This is a genomic window from Shewanella sp. Isolate13, from assembly GCF_022398325.1.
Classification (GTDB): Bacteria; Pseudomonadota; Gammaproteobacteria; order Enterobacterales; family Shewanellaceae; genus Shewanella.
In genome coordinates this window covers 1-17,675 of record NZ_JAKEVD010000055.1, presented here as the reverse complement: position 1 = coordinate 17,675, position 17,675 = coordinate 1, and the positions used below count along the sequence as shown (strand labels likewise).

Here is a 17,675-nt window from a genome sequence, read left to right as displayed (position 1 = left end):
GGGTTGAAGCGTTTCTCTGTATTTTTTAACAATCCCATCACCTCTTTCCTTGCCTCCGTTATTATTTCAGTGTAGTGTGTGAAAAAATGAACATTTGGATAATTACTGTTCATTATTAAAAATTTCGTAAATCAAGATAAAAACTACTCAAAATAATTCTAAAAATTACGAAGACAAGGATTGAAGGTGTTTTATGTCGGAAGTAGGACTTGCAGTCGTGGGTGTGACTGCATGCAATCAGCAGTTAGGCTTACATCCCTTTAATATCGTAGGTGAGAAGTACCTATTGTCGATAGCGGATGCAACCCAGTCTTGGCCATTAATCATCCCAGCATTAGGGCATTGTCCTGCAGAAGTCATTCTGCCTCGTCTGGACGGGATCTTGTTTACAGGTTCTCCCTCAAATATCGAGCCCCATCATTTTGGCGGCCCAGCTAGTGCTGAGGGGACGCATCATGATCCTAAGCGTGACGCAACGACTCTGCCTTTGCTGAAGGCGGCAATCGAAGCAGGGATCCCTGTGCTTGCAATCTGTCGTGGATTTCAAGAGATGAATGTTGTTTTTGGGGGCAGCTTGCATCAGAAGCTTCATGAAGTGGGTGGCTTTATTGAACACAGAGAAGATAAGACCAAACCCGTAGAGGTGCAATACGGTATATCTCACGAGGTTCAAATAGAGCCTGGAGGATTGCTTCATGAGGCCTGGGGCCGCAGCTCTGCAGAGGTGAACTCTGTCCATACCCAAGGTGTCGATCGCCTAGGGGTTGGGTTGCGGCCTGAAGCATATGCAACAGATGGTTTGATAGAAGCGTTTTCTGTCAAAGACGCAAAGGATTTTGCACTTGGTGTGCAGTGGCATCCGGAGTGGAAAGTTCTCGACAGTCCTTTCTATACCGCGATTTTTGAAGCCTTTAATAAAGCATGCCAACGCCGTGCAGCAAGCAGAGTGAAATAAACATGAAAAAATTAGTCAGCTATTTAAAAGAACAAAAAATTACCGAAGTAGAGTGTGTGGTCTGTGATATGACGGGGATCGCCCGAGGCAAGATCGCTCCAGTTGATAAATTTATCGATGAAAAGGGCATGCGCCTACCTGAGAGCGTGTTATTGCAAACCGTGACGGGCGATTATGTTGATGACGAGTCCTATGATGCACTGCTCGATGAAGCGGATATCGACTTTGTTTGTGTGCCTGATGAAGATGCCGTTTTTAAGCTGCCATGGACCATAGAAGCCACCGCTCAGGTGATCCACGATACTTATGACAAGATGGGAAACCCTATTGAATTGTCTCCACGTAACCTACTTAAGAAAGTCCTTAGACTCTATGAAGATAAAGGTTGGAAGCCTGTGGTTGCGCCGGAGATGGAGTTCTACCTAACTCGCATTAATGAACATCCTGATCATCCTCTTACGCCACCAGTAGGTCGTTCTGGTCGTCAAGAGTCAGGACGTCAGTCTTTCTCTATCGACGCGGCAAATGAGTATGATCCACTGTTCGAAGATATGTATGACTGGTGTGAAGAGCAAGGGTTAGATATTGATACCTTGATCCACGAAGAGGGCACGGCGCAGATGGAGATAAACTTCTCCCATGGTGATGCACTCTCTCTAGCCGATCAGGTGTTTGTATTTAAGCGTACCTTGCGTGAAGCAGCCCTTAAGCATAATGTCTGCGCGACTTTCATGGCCAAGCCTGTCACTAATGAGCCTGGCAGTGCAATGCACCTGCATCAGAGTATCGTCGATGTAAAGTCCGGCAAGAATATCTTCTCGAATGATGACGGTACTAAGAGCCCACTGTTTTATAGCTATATAGGCGGCCTGCAAAAGTTTATCCCAGAGTTATTGCCACTGTTTGCGCCAAACGTTAACTCGTTCCGCCGCTTCCTGCCGGGCGCTTCGGCTCCAGTAAACCTTGAGTGGGGTGAGGAAAACCGTACCTGCGGCTTACGCATTCCAGAGTCGTCGCCACAAAACTTACGTATTGAAAACCGTATTGCTGGTGCCGATGCCAACAGTTACCTGTCGATAGCAGCGAGTCTGTTATGTGGTTACATGGGCATGGTAGACGATATTAAGCCATCTACACCGGTACAAGGTCGTGCAAATGAGACCCGTGGCGGCGCCGCTCTGCCACTGACCCTAGAAGAGGCACTCGCCATTATGGCTGAAAGCTCTGCCTGTCGTGAGTACTTAGGCGATATCTTCACTAACGGTTACATCGCTGTTAAACAAGCAGATCTTGAAAACTACCGCAGGGTGATCAGCTCATGGGAGCGTGAGTTCCTGTTACTGACGGTATAGAAAATATCACGGCGATGGATTTTGGGGATGCATCGCCGCGATCTTAAATGATTGCAATATGTAAAGGGAGTTATTCATACAGATAGCATTTTTAAGAGTGCTATCTATATGAAAGCTGTAAAGCAGTACCACACTGCCGATGCGGTTTTTCGGGTGTAGCATTGGTGAACAATAAGAACTAACAACAACACAATGAATGGACAGCAGAGGCGGATTTCCTGCTGCTACGCTTAATAGGAGAAAGCATGAAACTATTGAAAAAAGTGACCACACTTGCCCTCGTCACCGCAAGTGTAATGGCTTCGACTACGACCTATGCTGAGGAAGTCGTTAGAGTTTATAACTGGTCTGATTATATTGCGGAAGATACCTTAGATAACTTCCAGAAAGAAACTGGTATTCGTGTTATCTATGATGTGTTCGACAGCAATGAGGTGGTAGAAGCTAAGCTGCTGTCAGGTCGTTCTGGATACGATATTGTCGTTCCATCAAATAGTTTCTTGGCAAAGCAGATTAAAGCGGGGGCTTTCCAAAAGCTAGATTCAAATCAATTATCAAATCATAAGAACTTAAGTCCTGAGTTGATGACTCAACTTGAGTCTGCCGATCCTGGTAACCAGTACTCAGTTCCTTACCTGTGGGGCACAAACGGCATAGGTTATAACGTCGAAAAAGTTAAAGCGGTATTAGGCGAAGATGCACCAGTTGATTCGTTAGAGCTTATCTTTAACCCTAAGTATGCAGAAAAGGTGTCTCAGTGTGGTCTATCTATGCTTGATAGTGCCGATGAGATGGTGCCTATGGCGCTTATCTACCTAGGGTTAGATCCAAACAGTACTAAAGCCGATGACTTTAAAAAGGCGGGTGAAGTACTGGCTAAAGTACGTCCTTACATCACCTATTTCCACTCATCGCGTTATATCACTGACTTAGCAAATGGTGATATCTGTGTTGCATTCGGTTATTCGGGCGATATTTTCCAAGCTGCCGATCGCGCCGATGAAGCGGAAAATGGTAACACCATTGAGTATTCGATCCCTAAAGAGGGTTCAAACCTTTGGTTTGATATGTTAGCGATCCCTGCGGACGCGGCTAACGTTAAAAATGCTCATACCTTTATTAATTACCTACTTCGTCCAGAGGTGATTGCACCTATCACTAACTATGTGGCTTACGCTAACCCGAACGTACCAGCGCTGCCATTAGTGGATGAAGACGTGCGTACTAACACGTCTATTTACCCAACTAAAGAAGTACTAGACCGTTTATATGTCGGTGATGTACGTCCGATGAAATCACAGCGTTCACTAACACGCGTTTGGACCAAAGTGAAATCAGGCTACTAAGCAAGTAAGGGCAAGGCGCAGCCTTGCCCTTTTTGATCAACAGCTATTTTTGACACAGTAAGTAATAAATGAATTGGAACAAAGGGCTGGGATGATTGCCCTTAGTTGGAGAAGTAATATGGCTAGTACCTTAGACGTCACCAATAACTCGATTAAAAAGACGCAGGGCGAAGTGCTACTTCAGATAGACGGAGTGAGTAAGCTATTCGATGAAGTGCGTGCAGTAGATGATGTCACGCTCAATATCAAGAAAGGGGAGATTTTTGCATTACTAGGCGGTTCAGGCTCGGGGAAGTCGACGCTGTTACGTATGCTGGCAGGCTTTGAGAAACCTTCAGAAGGGCGTATCTTTCTCGATGGTGAAGACATTACCGATATGCCTCCCCATGAACGCCCGATCAATATGATGTTTCAGTCTTATGCGCTGTTTCCTCATATGACAGTGGCACAAAATATTGCCTTTGGCCTAAAGCAGGACAAGTTACCTAAAGCTGAAATTGAATCCCGCGTGCAGGAGATGTTGAAGCTCGTGCATATGGAAAGCTATGCCAAACGTAAGCCTAACCAGCTATCAGGCGGTCAGCGTCAACGTGTTGCCTTAGCTCGTTCGCTTGCTAAGCGTCCTAAGTTATTACTCCTCGATGAGCCGATGGGAGCATTGGATAAGAAACTGCGTACTCAGATGCAACTTGAGGTGGTGGATATCTTAGAGGCGGTCGGTGTGACTTGCGTGATGGTGACCCATGATCAAGAAGAAGCGATGACCATGGCTGGGCGCATATCAATCATGAATGAGGGTTGGATTGCACAGACTGGCTCGCCAACCGATATCTACGAAAGCCCCAGCAGTCGAATGGTGGCCGAGTTTATTGGTAGCGTAAACCTGTTCGAAGGTGAGATTGTCGAAGATAAGGCCGACCACGTTATTATTGAGACTCAAGGTCTAAGCCAGAAGCTGTTTATCGATCATGGTGTGTCTACCAGTGTCGATGATAAGTGCGTGTGGGTAGCGGTACGTCCAGAGAAGACTCGTATTACCCGTGAGCAGCCCCAAGGTGACTATAACTGGTCTAGTGGTGTAGTAGAGGATATCGCTTATCTTGGCGGTATTTCAGTGTATTACATTCGTCTACCTAACAAACAGCTTATTCAAACCATCATGACTAATCGTGAACGTCGCGCAGATCCTCCAACATGGGAAGAGGCGGTTTTCATTAGCTGGGAGGCCACCAGCGGAGTGGTCCTTAGATCATAAGGATACGATCATGAAAAAGCCGTTAAAATTTCGATTACCCAAAGGCCAATGCTGGACCATAGGTGTCCCGTACTTTTGGTTACTGATGTTCTTCGCACTACCGTTCGCAATTGTCCTTAAGATCAGTTTCTCAACACCTATCATCTCGATACCGCCTTATGAGCCGCTGTTTCAGTATGCTGAAGAGTCGCTGCAGATCATGTTGAACCTGGGCAATTACCTGCTCATTCTCGATGACTCCTTGTACTACAATGCCTATCTTGGCTCGCTAAAGATGGCGACGATCTCAACCATAGGTTGCTTACTCATTGGTTATCCGATGGCCTACGCCATTGCCCGCGCGCCTAAGCGTAATCAAACCATGTTAATCCTGTTGGTGATGCTGCCCTCTTGGACCTCATTCCTAATTAGGGTCTACGCTTGGATGGGTATATTGAGCAACAATGGTGTGATCAATAACCTGCTGATGTGGAGCGGTATTATTTCCGAACCACTACAGATTTTAAATACCAATACCGCCGTCTATATCGGCATCATCTACAGCTATTTGCCGTTTATGATTTTGCCCTTGTACGCCAACTTGTCTCAGTTAGATGGCAGCTTGCTAGAAGCGGCGGCAGATTTAGGCTCACGCAGTTTAAACACTTTCTGGAAAGTCACGCTACCGCTATCAAAAGGCGGCGTAATAGCTGGCTCCATGTTGGTGTTTATTCCTGTGGTGGGTGAGTTTGTGATCCCTGAGTTACTCGGTGGTCCAGATTCACTGATGATTGGTAAGGTGCTATGGCAGGAGTTCTTCAATAATCGTGATTGGCCTGTGGCTTCTGCACTTGCAATCGTGATGTTAGGGCTGCTGATCATCCCGATAACCCTGTTCCACCGCTATCAGGCTAAAGAGATGGAGAAGACAGCATGAAGAAATTAAATTTCTCTACCATTATGCTTTGGGCTGGGATGTTCTTCCTGTATGCGCCGATGTTTATCTTGGTGATCTACTCATTTAACGAGTCTAAGCTAGTTACCGTATGGGCTGGATTTTCGACTAAATGGTACGGTGAGCTATTTCGCGATCAGCAGATCCTCGATGCGGTTTGGACCAGTTTGCAGGTCGCCTTTTATGCCTCCACCATGGCGGTGATCTTAGGCACCATGGCAGCCTTTGTGATGACACGATTTGCCCGAGGTTGGGGTAAGTTAACCTTATCGAACATGATCACCGCCCCTCTGGTGATGCCTGAGGTGATTACCGGTCTTTCTCTGTTGCTACTGTTTGTGCATATGGCTGACCTATTCGGCTGGCCTGCAGAACGGGGCATGTTGACTGTTTGGATTGCTCACTCGACGTTTTGTGCGGCTTATGTCGCCGTGGTGGTGTCCTCTCGTTTACGAGAGATTGACCGCTCGGTAGAAGAGGCTGCGCAAGACCTAGGAGCAACCCCATTTAAAACCTTCTTCGCTATTACGGTGCCGATGATCTCACCTGCGCTAGTCGCAGGCTGGTTACTGTCGTTTAGCTTATCCCTTGATGATTTAGTGATTGCCAGCTTTGCATCAGGGCCGGGGGCAACGACCTTGCCTATGGTGGTGTTCTCCTCGGTGCGCATGGGGGTATCGCCTAAGATTAATGCACTGGCGACCTTGATCATTCTTATCGTGTCGCTTATCGCATTTATCTCTTGGTACTTCGCGCGTCGTGCGGATATTAAGCAGCGTTCTAGCTCAGCGTAACCTTATCAGCGTCACTTGGGGATAGAGGCTGCGTTTGCCGCTATCCCCGCAAGTTATATCTATGTCCTTTATCTGCTGAAGATCTAGCTGTTAGTGGTTCACTACTCAAAGGGGAGTGAACCCTAAACGGGTTGTTAACGAGGTCAAAAAAGTAAGCAGCTTAAGGGAAAAGAACGAGAGGACAGAAGTTATGTCAATAATAATCAATGAGAGACAGGCGGAAACCATGATTACTCCCCCCCATGCAGATTCATATTACGCGGCATCGGCCAACGACAAGACCGAGCGACCAATGTTGCAAGACAATATCGAGACCGATGTGTGTATTATCGGTGCTGGGTATACCGGCTTATCGACAGCATTACACTTACTTGAGATGGGCTATAAAGTCACTGTGCTTGAAGCGGCTCGCATCGGCTGGGGCGCATCGGGGCGCAATGGGGGGCAGATAGTTAACAGCTTTAGCCGCGATATCGACTCGATTGAAAAAACTGTTGGCACCGAGGCTGGTAAGCTGTTCGGTGAGATGGCCTTCGAAGGTGCGCGCATCATTAAAGAGCGGATCAATAAATACAATATCGATTGTGATCTGCGAGATGGTGGCGTATTTGCAGCGTTAAACGATAAGCAGATGGGGCACTTGCAAGCGCAAAAAGCGCTGTGGGAAAAGCATGGTCATATGAACCATCTTGAACTACTCGATAAAAACGACATTCGTAAAGTGGTAGACACCGAGTCTTATGTTGGTGGTTTGCTCGATACCAGCGGCGGTCATATTCACCCACTCAATTTGGCATTAGGTGAGGCTCAGGCTGTCGAGTCATTGGGCGGACAGATATTTGAAGGCTCGGCGGTGATTAAGGTCGAAGAGGGCGAAAATCCAGTAGTACATACCAGCCATGGTAGCGTTAAATCTAAGTTCGTCGTGGTCGCGGGTAATGCTTATCTTGGCGGCCTGATGCCTAAGCTACAAGCCAAGTCCATGCCTTGCGGTACGCAGGTGATCACCACAGAACCTTTAGGTGAAGAGTTGGCTAAAAGCCTATTGCCGCAGAACTACTGCGTTGAAGATTGTAACTACTTACTCGATTACTTCCGTCTATCCGGTGATAACCGCCTTATTTATGGCGGCGGCGTGGTATATGGCGCAAGGGATCCTGCTGACATTAAGTCGATCATTGGTCCTAAGATGCTTAAGACCTTCCCGCAGCTTAAAGATGTCAAGATTGATTACACCTGGACTGGAAACTTCCTATTGACACTATCTCGTTTGCCGCAGGTAGGGCGTATTGGTAGTAATGTTTACTATTCACAAGGCTGTAGTGGACATGGTGTCACCTATACTCACCTGGCAGGTAAGATCTTAGCCGAGGCAATAAACGGTCAGGCAACGCGATTCGATGCCTTTGCTGGTTTGCCACACTATCCGTTCCCTGGCGGGCACATGTTCAAGGTGCCATTTAGCGCCATTGGTGCTTGGTACTACACCATGCGCGACAAGTTAGGGGTGTAAATTTATTTCGCTAATGATGAACTCAACTCGACTTCAGGAAGTCGAAGCCAATTAGTCGGTCGGCTAAAAAGCGCCAAAGCAAATTAAGGAGTAACCCGTGCAGTTAAATGATATGAGCTTACTACGCCAGCAATGCTATGTAGATGGTCAGTGGCTTGAAGCCATTAGTGGTGAAAAGGTTGAGATAGCTGATCCTGCAACCCATGAAGTGATTGGCAGTGTACCTGTAATGGGCACAATAGAAACCAAAGCCGCGATAACCGCAGCCGAGAAGGCTCTCCCAGCCTGGCGTGCATTAACGGCGAAAGAACGTGGCGCCAAGCTGAATCGCTGGTTTGAGTTACTGCTTGAGCATCAAGACGATCTCGCGCTGATGATGACCACAGAGCAAGGTAAACCATTAGCAGAAGCTAAAGGCGAAGTGGCCTATGCAGCGTCGTTTATTGAATGGTTCGCCGAGGAAGCTAAACGAGTCTATGGCGATACCATTCCTGGCCATCAGGGCGATAAGCGCCTGATGGTGATTAAGCAGAGCGTTGGTGTGACGGCGGCGATTACCCCTTGGAATTTCCCTGCGGCTATGATCACCCGTAAAGCTGCTCCAGCTTTGGCGGCGGGTTGTACCATGGTGGTCAAGCCTGCCCCGCAAACCCCCTTTACGGCATTGGCATTAGCTGAGCTTGCTGAGCGTGCGGGTATTCCTGCAGGTGTGTTTAGTGTGGTGACGGGGGATGCAATAGCCATTGGTAATGAGCTTTGCGCCAATCCTGTGGTTCGCAAACTGTCCTTCACCGGTTCGACGTCTGTTGGCATTAAGCTAATGGAGCAGTGTGCGCCTACCCTTAAGAAGATGTCACTAGAGCTAGGTGGTAACGCCCCCTTTATCGTGTTTAATGATGCCGATATCGATGCCGCTGTAGAGGGCGCGATGATTGCTAAATACCGTAACGCCGGACAGACCTGCGTCTGCGCCAACCGCATCTATGTGCAAGACGCTGTGTACGACGAGTTTGCCCAGAAGCTAGCCGTGGCCGTAGCAAAATTAAAAGTGGGAGTTGGCACCGAGGTTGGTGTGACTACCGGACCGCTAATCAACAGTGATGCGGTCGCTAAAGTTCAAAGACACCTAGATGATGCCTTGTCGAAAGGGGCGACATTGCTTGCTGGCGGCAAGCTGGCAAGTGCTGGTGGCAACTTCTTCGAGCCAACGATTATCACTCAGGTCGACAAAAGCATGTTAGTCGCCAAAGAGGAAACTTTTGGCCCATTAGCGCCGCTATTTAGGTTCTCTGATGTCGATGATGTGATTGAGCAGGCCAATGACACCGAATTTGGTCTAGCCGCCTATTTCTATGGGCGTGATATCTCACTGGTGTGGAAAGTCTCTGAAGCACTGGAATACGGCATGGTTGGGGTTAACACCGGCCTTATCTCCACAGAGGTTGCGCCGTTTGGCGGAATTAAAGCATCGGGGCTGGGCCGCGAAGGTTCTAAGTTTGGTATCGAAGAGTACTTGGAGATGAAGTACATCTGTATGTCCGTTTAATACTTGGATATGAAGTGGATCTGTATGTCAGTTTAATACTTGAAGATTAAGTTCATCAGTATGTCAGTTAAAAGGAAATGATTATGACGACTAATGAGTCACTTATGGTGCGCCGTCAGGCTGCCGTTGCCAACGGTGTTGGCCAAATACATCCTATCTATACTCAGCGTGCCGACAACGCCACTGTTTGGGATGTGGAGGGGCGTGAGTTTATCGACTTTGCCGGTGGTATTGCGGTGCTAAATACTGGTCACCTGCACGATAAAGTTAAAGCGGCGGTGGCGGAGCAACTCGAGCTGTTTTCACACACCTGTTTTATGGTGCTGGGTTATGAGAATTATATTCAAGTATGTGAGAAGCTAAATCACTTAGTGCCGGGTGACTTCGCCAAGAAAACAGCATTGTTTACCAGTGGTTCAGAGGCGGTTGAAAACGCAGTTAAAGTGGCACGAGCTTACACTAAACGCAGCGGCGTTATCGCCTTTACTTCTGGCTATCATGGCCGGACTATGGCGGCGTTGGCACTAACAGGCAAGGTCGCACCTTACAGTAAAGGCATGGGCTTGATGGCGGCCAACGTTTTTAGAGCCGAGTTTCCCGGCTCGCTTCATGGTGTGAGTGATGACGATGCCATGGCATCGATAGAGCGTATTTTTAAAAATGACGCAGAGCCCGATGATATAGCGGCAATTATCATCGAGCCAGTGCAAGGCGAGGGGGGCTTTTACCATACCTCGGTAGAGTTCATGCAGCGTTTACGTCAGCTATGCGATAAGCATGGCATTATGCTGATTGCCGATGAGGTACAGACGGGTGCTGGACGCACAGGCACCTTCTTTGCCATGGAGCAGATGGGTGTTGCGGCAGATATCACCACCTTTGCAAAATCTATCGCAGGAGGCTTCCCACTATCGGGTATTACAGGGCGAGCCCAAGTGATGGACTCAATTGGCTCCGGAGGGTTAGGGGGCACCTATGGCGGTAGCCCACTCGCTTGTGCTGCTGCACTGGCTGTGATTGAGGTCTTCGAAGAAGAAAAGCTATTACAGCGAGCGAATGCACTTGGCACTAAGCTTAAGGAGTCACTGCAAGCGATGGCGGCCAAGCATGAGCAAATTGTTGATGTACGCGGACTTGGTGCCATGATAGCGGTCGAGCTGATGCAGGATGGTAAGCCTGCGCCTGAGTTGTGTGCGCAAATGCTTAAAGAGGCGCGAGATAGGGGGCTTATCCTGCTCTCCTGCGGTACTTACGGTAATGTACTGCGTATCCTCGTACCGCTAACGGCGCCCGATGAGCAAATCGACAAAGGGCTCGAGATCATTCGCGCCTGTTTTGAAGTGGTATTGAAAGTAAAATAAGCGCTTAACAGATCCGAAGATAAAACAATAAAAAGGCCTGCATCGCAGGCTTTTTTTATTGCTATTTCCGTGCGATAGGGAGCAGTTATTTATCGCCGAACAAGCCCTTCAGTCGATTCATGCAAAGCCCAAAAATGACAACAGCACACTCGACAATGGCGATCCCCATAATCATAGAGAATAGTGCGGGCACATGTCTTATAAAATCCATAGAAGACCTCATTTAGTATTTGATACAAACTGATACGTTAGAGAAAATATCCCACAAAAATTGCTTGTAAAGTTTGAGGTCGCTCGCAAAAGATGAGCTTAGTTCTGCTCAGCGATAGTGAAATTTTATTAAGGGATTACAAATACACTGTCTAAATCAGTGAGGGCTTTTCTGTTCTAAATAGGTGTCCCTTAAGGACTTGAGGTGCTGGAGTTGATGACGATTATGGTTTTTATTGCTGGCTGTCAAATTACAGACATGAAAAAGCCGCTTAAATTTCTTTAAGCGGCTTATCAAAATTGGTGGCCCCTCACGGACTTGAACCGTGGACCTAACGATTATGAGTCGTGTGCTCTAACCAACTGAGCTAAGGGGCCGACTTAAGATAGTCGTCACTATCGAAAGCGCAGAGAAGTATACGAGGTTTGTAAGCACTTGTCACCAGCGTTTTTACTAGAAATACGCTCTTAAGTGAACAACTGCTTATCTGTTAATCAATCTTTGCTGTTTTAATTTCATTTGCATAAAAAAAGCTGCCCGTAGGCAGCTTTTTATTTGAAATTGAACTCGTTAGAGACGATTACTCGCCTATTTCCTATTCGACTATTTACTACTCGTCTAGGAAAGACTTCAAAATCTCAGAGCGAGAAGGGTGACGCAACTTACGTAGCGCTTTGGCTTCAATCTGACGAATACGCTCACGTGTTACGTCAAACTGCTTACCTACCTCTTCTAGCGTGTGGTCAGTATTCATGTCGATACCGAAACGCATACGCAGTACTTTAGCTTCACGAGCGGTTAGACCTGCTAACACTTCGTGAGTCGCGTTCTTCAAGCTTTCGCCTGTCGCTGAGTCCAATGGTAGCTCGAGGGTGGTATCCTCGATGAAATCACCTAAGTGCGAATCTTCATCGTCACCGATAGGGGTTTCCATTGAGATTGGCTCTTTAGCAATCTTAAGTACCTTGCGGATCTTATCTTCAGGCATCAACATGCGCTCTGCCAACTCTTCAGGAGAAGGTTCACGACCCATCTCTTGCAGCATTTGACGAGAGATACGGTTAAGCTTGTTGATAGTCTCAATCATATGTACTGGGATACGGATCGTTCTTGCTTGGTCAGCAATAGAGCGAGTGATCGCCTGACGGATCCACCAAGTTGCATAAGTCGAGAACTTATAACCACGACGGTATTCAAACTTATCTACCGCTTTCATCAGACCGATGTTACCTTCCTGGATAAGATCCAAGAACTGTAGACCACGGTTGGTGTACTTTTTCGCGATAGAAATTACTAGACGTAAGTTCGCTTCAACCATCTCTTTCTTCGCACGACGAGCTTTCGCTTCACCGATAGACATACGACGGTTGATATCTTTAATTGCACCAATCGCTAGACCCGTTTCGGTCTCGATAGCGTCAAGCTTGGCACGACAACGCTGCACATCAAATTCAACCATCTGTAGACCTTCTACATATGGCTTACCTGATGCAAGTTCATCGTTAAACCATTCGATGCTGCTTTCATTGCTGGTGTAAACTTTGACGAAGTTTTTCTTCGGCATTTTGGCTTGTTCAACACAAAGCTTCATGATCAAACGTTCTTGAACACGGACTTTGTCCATCATAGAGCGCATGTTTTTAACTAAGCGGTCAAACTGCTTAGGCATCAAACGGAACTCTTTGAAGATCTCGCCAATTTCGAAAAGTGCTACTGTCGACTCTGGGTGACCACGACCTTTCTCCGCAATGATTCTTAATGCGTTTTCATGGGCAGTACGAAGTTGAGTGAAGCGCTCTTTGGCTTCTTCTGGATCTGGCCCCTTTGGACCATCTTCGCCTTCGCCTTCACCATCATCGTCATCATCATCGTCATCATCGTCGTCATCTTCGTCATCTAAGTCTTCATCAGATAACTCTGAACCAACGTGAGTCGCGGTTGGGGCAACATCTTCTGCATTTGGGTCAACAAATCCAGAAATAATATCAGATAGCCTTACTTCTTCGGCTTCGTAGCGATCGTATTGCTCAAGGATCATCGCAATCGCTTGCGGGTACTCTGCAACAGATGCTTGAACCGTGTTGATCCCTTCTTCGATACGCTTAGCGATAACAATCTCGCCTTCACGTGTTAGAAGTTCAACAGTACCCATTTCACGCATGTACATACGTACTGGGTCAGTTGTACGACCTAATTCAGCTTCTACTGTCGCAAGCGCAGCAGCAGCTTCTTCTGCAGCATCGTCATCGGTGCTGTCTTCAGACATCATGATTTCATCAGCATCCGGAGCCTGTTCGTAGACTCGAATACCCATGTCATTGATCATCTGGATAATATCTTCAATCTGGTCAGAATCGACCATGTCTGCAGGTAAGTGATCGTTCACTTCTGCATAGGTTAAGTAACCTTGCTCTTTACCTTTGGCGAGCAACAATTTAAGTTGCGACTGCGGAGTATGATCCATAGATATCATCCAAGTTGGGAAACTGTTAAAACGACGGGCAAAAAACAGCCACGCAAGTCGTCAATTATAGCCTTCGGCGCTTCTCTGTGCTAGTCCAAGTGTTTACTTTTGAGGCTGAATTTTTAATTAAGCCTTGTTTTTAATCACTGAAATTAGCTTACTAAGCTGTAACCGCTCTTCTTTCGTGAGGTTCTTCTTCATACTCAGTTCTTGGTATCGTTGCTCAAGATACTGGTTGTTTAACCAAACGAGGGTCTCTTTTAACTTTTGAAGCAAGTTTTCATCCGCCACTTGATGATCCCATTGGGTCAGTTTCTTTAGGGTGCTGAATTGGTTATCGCCCCTGAACTGTTCAAGTAGTTGTGCGCTGCTTATCACTTGTCCGCGAGTTAAATCTAATACAAGGGTCAGCAAGTCAATGCCGGCCATCTGTATGTGTTTTAGCGCTGGTTGTTCAGGTAGGTTTTCTCCTAAACGCGGATGCTGTACCAACAATGCGATGGCTAGTCGTAGTGGGGTACCGCGTCCTTTTAACGCTTTGTGCTGATTTGGCTTTTCAGCCGTCTTAGCCGAAAAGTTGAACTTTCGCTTAAGCTCATCAGCACCGTTCATTCTTAGCTTGTGTGCTAAATCTTCGAGTAACAGGCTCTGTAGTACAGTATCCTGCACTTTTTCTATCAGTTTAATGGCATTTTTTGCCAATACACTTTTGTCTTCGTTGCCGTAGGTTTTTGCTAGGTTTTCAAACAAAAACTCCGGTAGTGCCATAGCTTGGTCGATTCTGGCTTCGAATTGTTCTTTGCCTATTTGCCTTACCAGAGTATCGGGATCTTCTCCTTCTGGTAGGAACATAAATCGAACTTGGTTGCCCGGCTTTAATAACGGCAAAGCGGTTTCTAGTGCACGCCATGCTGCTTCTTTACCGGCATTGTCACCGTCATAACAGCAGATAACTTCTTTTGCACTACGCAGTAATAACTGGAACTGATCCGCCGTTGTTGAGGTGCCGAGAGAGGCAACCGCATAATCAACGTCAAACTGTGCCAATGCCACCACGTCCATATAGCCTTCAACAATCAGGACTCTTTGTGGGTCTCGGTGACGCTGTTTTAATTCGTATAGACCGTAGAGCTCATTACCCTTATGAAATATGGGCGTTTCTGGAGAATTCAAGTACTTTGGTGTACCGTCCCCTAAAACTCGTCCGCCGAAGCCGATAACCCGTCCGCGTCTATCACGGATTGGGAACATCAGTCTGTCACGGAATCGGTCGTAACGCTTACCGCTGTCATTTTCGATGACCATGCCTGCGGTTAATAGCTTGGCTTGTGAATCTTGATTTTGGCGGTAACGGCTCAGTAAGCCATCCCAGCCATCGGGGGCAAAACCGATATTGAAGTGCTCAACCACTTCTTTAGAAAGGCCTCGAAGTGCTAAATAATCAAGGACTTTTTGTTTGTCTGTGTGTTGCCTAAGTTGGCTTTGATAGAACAGGCTAGCCTCTTCCATCAACTGATATAAGTCTCGGCTAAGCTCTTGATCTCGTGGCTTGCCAGTGCCTTGCTCCCTTGGGACTTCTAGTCCGAGTTGTCCGGCGAGTTCTTCAATGGCATCAACAAAGTCGAGTCGGTCATATTCCATGACAAAGTCGATAACGTTGCCGTGCGCGCCGCAGCCAAAACAATGGTAAAACTGCTTGTCTCTGCTTACGGTGAAAGAGGGAGATTTTTCGCTATGAAAAGGACAACAGGCAGAGTGATTTTTACCCGCCTTCTTTAGGGGCACTTTGGGGTCGATTAGATCGACTATATCAGTGCGAGCTACTAGCTCATTAATAAAATCACGAGGTATCGCCATTAGTGTTGTTAAATGCCGCCTTTATTACGTGAAATCAAAAGTTACTCGAAATTAAACGTTTCGTGAAATCAAACATTTCGTGAAATCAAATTTGGGAATTTCGAAAACAAACAAGCCGCGCAGAAGCACGGCTCATTCATGCAATAAAACTAAAGTTACTTGAGTTTTGCACGGATCATAGCGCCAATTGCCGCCATGTCAGCTCTACCCATTACCTTAGGTTTTAATGCTCCCATTACTTTACCCATATCCGCCATGGTGGATGCGCCCATCTCAGAGATGCTTGCATCAACTAGCGCTGCAATTTCCTCTTCGGAAAGAGGCTTAGGCAGAAAGTCTTCAAGAACTTGAATCTCTTCTGCTTCTGCTAGCGCTAGTTCACTGCGACCTGCTGCTTCATATTGAGCAATAGAATCGCGGCGCTGTTTTACCATTTTGGTTAAGACCGCTATAGCTTGGTCGTCAGTCAGAGTTTCGCGGGTATCCACTTCAATCTGCTTAACGGCGGCTAGTGCCATACGAATAGTCCCCAGACGCACTTTTTCTTTCGCGCGCATGGCTTCCTTCATCTGGTCTTTTAGCTGATCAACTAGGCTCATAATGAGATTAGTATAAACGTACGCGACGTGCGTTTTCGCGAGAAAGCTTCTTAGCAAGACGCTTAACTGCAGCGGCTTTAGCACGCTTACGTGCAGTAGTTGGCTTCTCGTAGAATTCACGAGCGCGAACGTCAGCTAGGATACCAGCTTTTTCACAAGAGCGCTTGAAACGACGTAGAGCTACGTCGAATGGTTCGTTTTCACGTACTTTAATAATTGGCATACGCCATCACCCCTTAGGTGTAGGTTGTGTGAGACAATTACTTGACTCAGATAATTTAAAAATGGTGCGGAATTCTATACCGACTCGCCCCCTCTTGTAAACCCCTTAAAACGATCAGAATGAGTCATATTTGGCGATATTATCCGCAGACCGCGATAGGGCTATGGAGTAATTAAAGCACAGCAGGTAGAATTGGCGCTAGTTATGTCAACCGAAGACGAGAAATAATGCGGGTTTTAGGTATAGAAACATCCTGTGATGAGACAGGAATTGCGGTTTATGATGATGAAAAGGGCTTGCTGTCGCATACGCTTTATAGTCAGGTTAAATTGCATGCTGATTATGGTGGAGTGGTGCCAGAGCTTGCATCTCGCGACCATGTTCGCAAAATTGTACCTTTAATACGTCAAGCGTTAGCCGATGCCGATATGAGCATCGACGATCTCGATGGTATTGCTTACACCAAGGGACCAGGCCTTATTGGTGCTCTATTGGTGGGGGCGTGTGTCGGTCGTGCGTTGGCTTTTTCATGGGATAAGCCAGCAATTGGTGTGCACCACATGGAAGGGCACCTTTTAGCACCTATGCTTGAGGATGACGTACCTGAGTTTCCATTTCTTGCGCTGTTAGTTTCTGGCGGTCACTCGATGATTGTTGGCGTTGAAGGCATTGGGCGTTATACGGTACTTGGTGAGTCGGTCGATGACGCCGCCGGTGAAGCATTCGATAAAACGGCGAAGCTGATGGGGCTTGATTACCCTGGTGGCCCAAGACTTTCTAAGCTTGCCGCTAAAGGTATGCCTAATAGTTACCGTTTCCCACGTCCGATGACAGACAAACCTGGGCTGAACATGAGTTTCTCGGGCCTTAAAACCTTTGCGGCAAACACTATCGCGGCAGAGCCAGATGATGAGCAAACTCGTGCCAATATCGCTTGCGCCTTTGAAGAAGCGGTTGTCGATACTTTGGCAATTAAATGTAAGCGTGCGTTGAAGCAAACAGGTTATAAGAATCTTGTTATCGCTGGCGGCGTGAGTGCCAACACGCGTTTGCGTGCATCACTTGCCGATATGATGCAAAGCTTAGGGGGCAAGGTATATTACCCTCGCGGCGAGTTTTGTACCGATAACGGCGCGATGATCGCCTATGCGGGCTTGCAGCGTCTAAAGGCCGGACAAGTTGAAGACTTGGCGGTAAAAGGTCAGCCAAGGTGGCCACTCGATACGCTAGAGCCTGTCGATTAAGGTTTAATATATATTAAAAAC

At 47.1% G+C, this 17,675-nt stretch carries 15 protein-coding genes and 1 tRNA gene; 10 read left to right on the top strand and 6 right to left on the bottom strand.

The features are described from left to right. Positions 1 to 193 precede the first annotated feature (193 nt). The 9 genes from L1D44_RS20945 to gabT all read left to right on the top strand — a co-directional run bounded on the left by L1D44_RS20945 (position 194) and on the right by gabT (position 11,056). Positions 194 to 955, top strand: a complete 762-nt coding sequence (locus L1D44_RS20945; protein WP_239893141.1) for a gamma-glutamyl-gamma-aminobutyrate hydrolase family protein — start codon at positions 194 to 196, stop codon at positions 953 to 955. A gap of 2 nt (positions 956 to 957) precedes the next feature. Further along, positions 958 to 2,307, top strand: coding sequence for a glutamine synthetase family protein (locus L1D44_RS20940; protein WP_220771047.1), 1,350 nt, complete (start codon positions 958 to 960; stop codon positions 2,305 to 2,307). A 245-nt stretch (positions 2,308 to 2,552) separates the two neighbouring features. Continuing rightward, positions 2,553 to 3,653 carry a polyamine ABC transporter substrate-binding protein gene (locus tag L1D44_RS20935; RefSeq protein WP_275660555.1) on the top strand — a complete coding sequence of 367 codons (1,101 nt, stop codon included), beginning with the start codon at positions 2,553 to 2,555 and terminating at the stop codon, positions 3,651 to 3,653. 118 nt (positions 3,654 to 3,771) lie between these two features. Then, positions 3,772 to 4,908, top strand: coding sequence for a polyamine ABC transporter ATP-binding protein (potA, locus tag L1D44_RS20930; RefSeq protein WP_239893140.1), 1,137 nt, complete (start codon positions 3,772 to 3,774; stop codon positions 4,906 to 4,908). 10 nt (positions 4,909 to 4,918) lie between these two features. After that, positions 4,919 to 5,824, top strand: coding sequence for an ABC transporter permease subunit (locus L1D44_RS20925; protein WP_220771044.1), 906 nt, complete (start codon positions 4,919 to 4,921; stop codon positions 5,822 to 5,824). Continuing rightward, positions 5,821 to 6,636 (top strand): ABC transporter permease subunit, encoded by an 816-nt coding sequence (locus tag L1D44_RS20920; protein ID WP_239893139.1) that lies wholly within the window; start codon positions 5,821 to 5,823, stop codon positions 6,634 to 6,636. The genes L1D44_RS20925 and L1D44_RS20920 overlap by 4 nt, the downstream gene beginning before the upstream one ends. Positions 6,637 to 6,862: 226 nt before the next feature. Beyond that, positions 6,863 to 8,149, top strand: coding sequence for an FAD-binding oxidoreductase (locus L1D44_RS20915; RefSeq protein ID WP_239893144.1), 1,287 nt, complete (start codon positions 6,863 to 6,865; stop codon positions 8,147 to 8,149). Between the two features lie 97 nt (positions 8,150 to 8,246). Further along, entirely contained in the window at positions 8,247 to 9,695 is a 1,449-nt protein-coding gene (gene gabD / locus L1D44_RS20910) for an NADP-dependent succinate-semialdehyde dehydrogenase (RefSeq protein WP_345773647.1), read from the top strand. A gap of 80 nt (positions 9,696 to 9,775) precedes the next feature. Continuing rightward, positions 9,776 to 11,056 carry a 4-aminobutyrate--2-oxoglutarate transaminase gene (gene gabT, locus L1D44_RS20905; protein WP_239893142.1) on the top strand — a complete coding sequence of 427 codons (1,281 nt, stop codon included), beginning with the start codon at positions 9,776 to 9,778 and terminating at the stop codon, positions 11,054 to 11,056. Positions 11,057 to 11,141: 85 nt separating this feature from the next. On the opposite strand, the gene L1D44_RS21830 is transcribed toward gabT, so the two are convergent. From L1D44_RS21830 to rpsU, 6 genes are all read right to left on the bottom strand, one after another. Then, a complete protein-coding gene (locus L1D44_RS21830) occupies positions 11,142 to 11,267 on the bottom strand; it encodes a hypothetical protein (protein ID WP_275660553.1) in 126 nt (41 codons plus the stop codon). 300 nt (positions 11,268 to 11,567) lie between these two features. Continuing rightward, positions 11,568 to 11,644, bottom strand: a tRNA-Ile gene (locus tag L1D44_RS20900). A 233-nt stretch (positions 11,645 to 11,877) separates the two neighbouring features. After that, complete coding sequence (gene rpoD / locus L1D44_RS20895) at positions 11,878 to 13,731, bottom strand: RNA polymerase sigma factor RpoD (RefSeq protein WP_220768160.1); 1,854 nt, start codon at positions 13,729 to 13,731, stop codon at positions 11,878 to 11,880. 126 nt (positions 13,732 to 13,857) lie between these two features. Next, positions 13,858 to 15,588, bottom strand: a complete 1,731-nt coding sequence (gene dnaG, locus L1D44_RS20890; RefSeq protein ID WP_239893138.1) for a DNA primase — start codon at positions 15,586 to 15,588, stop codon at positions 13,858 to 13,860. Positions 15,589 to 15,743: 155 nt separating this feature from the next. After that, a complete protein-coding gene (locus L1D44_RS20885) occupies positions 15,744 to 16,187 on the bottom strand; it encodes a GatB/YqeY domain-containing protein (RefSeq protein ID WP_220768158.1) in 444 nt (147 codons plus the stop codon). A 7-nt stretch (positions 16,188 to 16,194) separates the two neighbouring features. Next, on the bottom strand, positions 16,195 to 16,410 hold the full coding sequence (gene rpsU / locus L1D44_RS20880; RefSeq protein WP_006080725.1) for a 30S ribosomal protein S21: 216 nt from the start codon (positions 16,408 to 16,410) through the stop codon (positions 16,195 to 16,197). 227 nt (positions 16,411 to 16,637) lie between these two features. On the opposite strand from rpsU, the gene tsaD reads away from it, so the two are divergent. Then, positions 16,638 to 17,654 carry a tRNA (adenosine(37)-N6)-threonylcarbamoyltransferase complex transferase subunit TsaD gene (tsaD, locus tag L1D44_RS20875; RefSeq protein ID WP_239893137.1) on the top strand — a complete coding sequence of 339 codons (1,017 nt, stop codon included), beginning with the start codon at positions 16,638 to 16,640 and terminating at the stop codon, positions 17,652 to 17,654. Positions 17,655 to 17,675: the final 21 nt, after the last annotated feature.

Coding starts and splice junctions, on each gene's coding strand:
- L1D44_RS21830 (WP_275660553.1), bottom strand. CDS start 11,267: ATGGATTTTATAAGACATGTGCCCGCACTATTCTCTATGATTATGGGG.
- L1D44_RS20940 (WP_220771047.1), top strand. CDS start 958: ATGAAAAAATTAGTCAGCTATTTAAAAGAACAAAAAATTACCGAAGTA.
- L1D44_RS20945 (WP_239893141.1), top strand. CDS start 194: ATGTCGGAAGTAGGACTTGCAGTCGTGGGTGTGACTGCATGCAATCAG.
- rpsU (WP_006080725.1), bottom strand. CDS start 16,410: ATGCCAATTATTAAAGTACGTGAAAACGAACCATTCGACGTAGCTCTA.
- L1D44_RS20920 (WP_239893139.1), top strand. CDS start 5,821: ATGAAGAAATTAAATTTCTCTACCATTATGCTTTGGGCTGGGATGTTC.
- dnaG (WP_239893138.1), bottom strand. CDS start 15,588: ATGGCGATACCTCGTGATTTTATTAATGAGCTAGTAGCTCGCACTGAT.
- rpoD (WP_220768160.1), bottom strand. CDS start 13,731: ATGGATCATACTCCGCAGTCGCAACTTAAATTGTTGCTCGCCAAAGGT.
- tsaD (WP_239893137.1), top strand. CDS start 16,638: ATGCGGGTTTTAGGTATAGAAACATCCTGTGATGAGACAGGAATTGCG.
- L1D44_RS20935 (WP_275660555.1), top strand. CDS start 2,553: ATGAAACTATTGAAAAAAGTGACCACACTTGCCCTCGTCACCGCAAGT.
- L1D44_RS20925 (WP_220771044.1), top strand. CDS start 4,919: ATGAAAAAGCCGTTAAAATTTCGATTACCCAAAGGCCAATGCTGGACC.
- L1D44_RS20885 (WP_220768158.1), bottom strand. CDS start 16,187: ATGAGCCTAGTTGATCAGCTAAAAGACCAGATGAAGGAAGCCATGCGC.
- L1D44_RS20915 (WP_239893144.1), top strand. CDS start 6,863: ATGATTACTCCCCCCCATGCAGATTCATATTACGCGGCATCGGCCAAC.
- potA (WP_239893140.1), top strand. CDS start 3,772: ATGGCTAGTACCTTAGACGTCACCAATAACTCGATTAAAAAGACGCAG.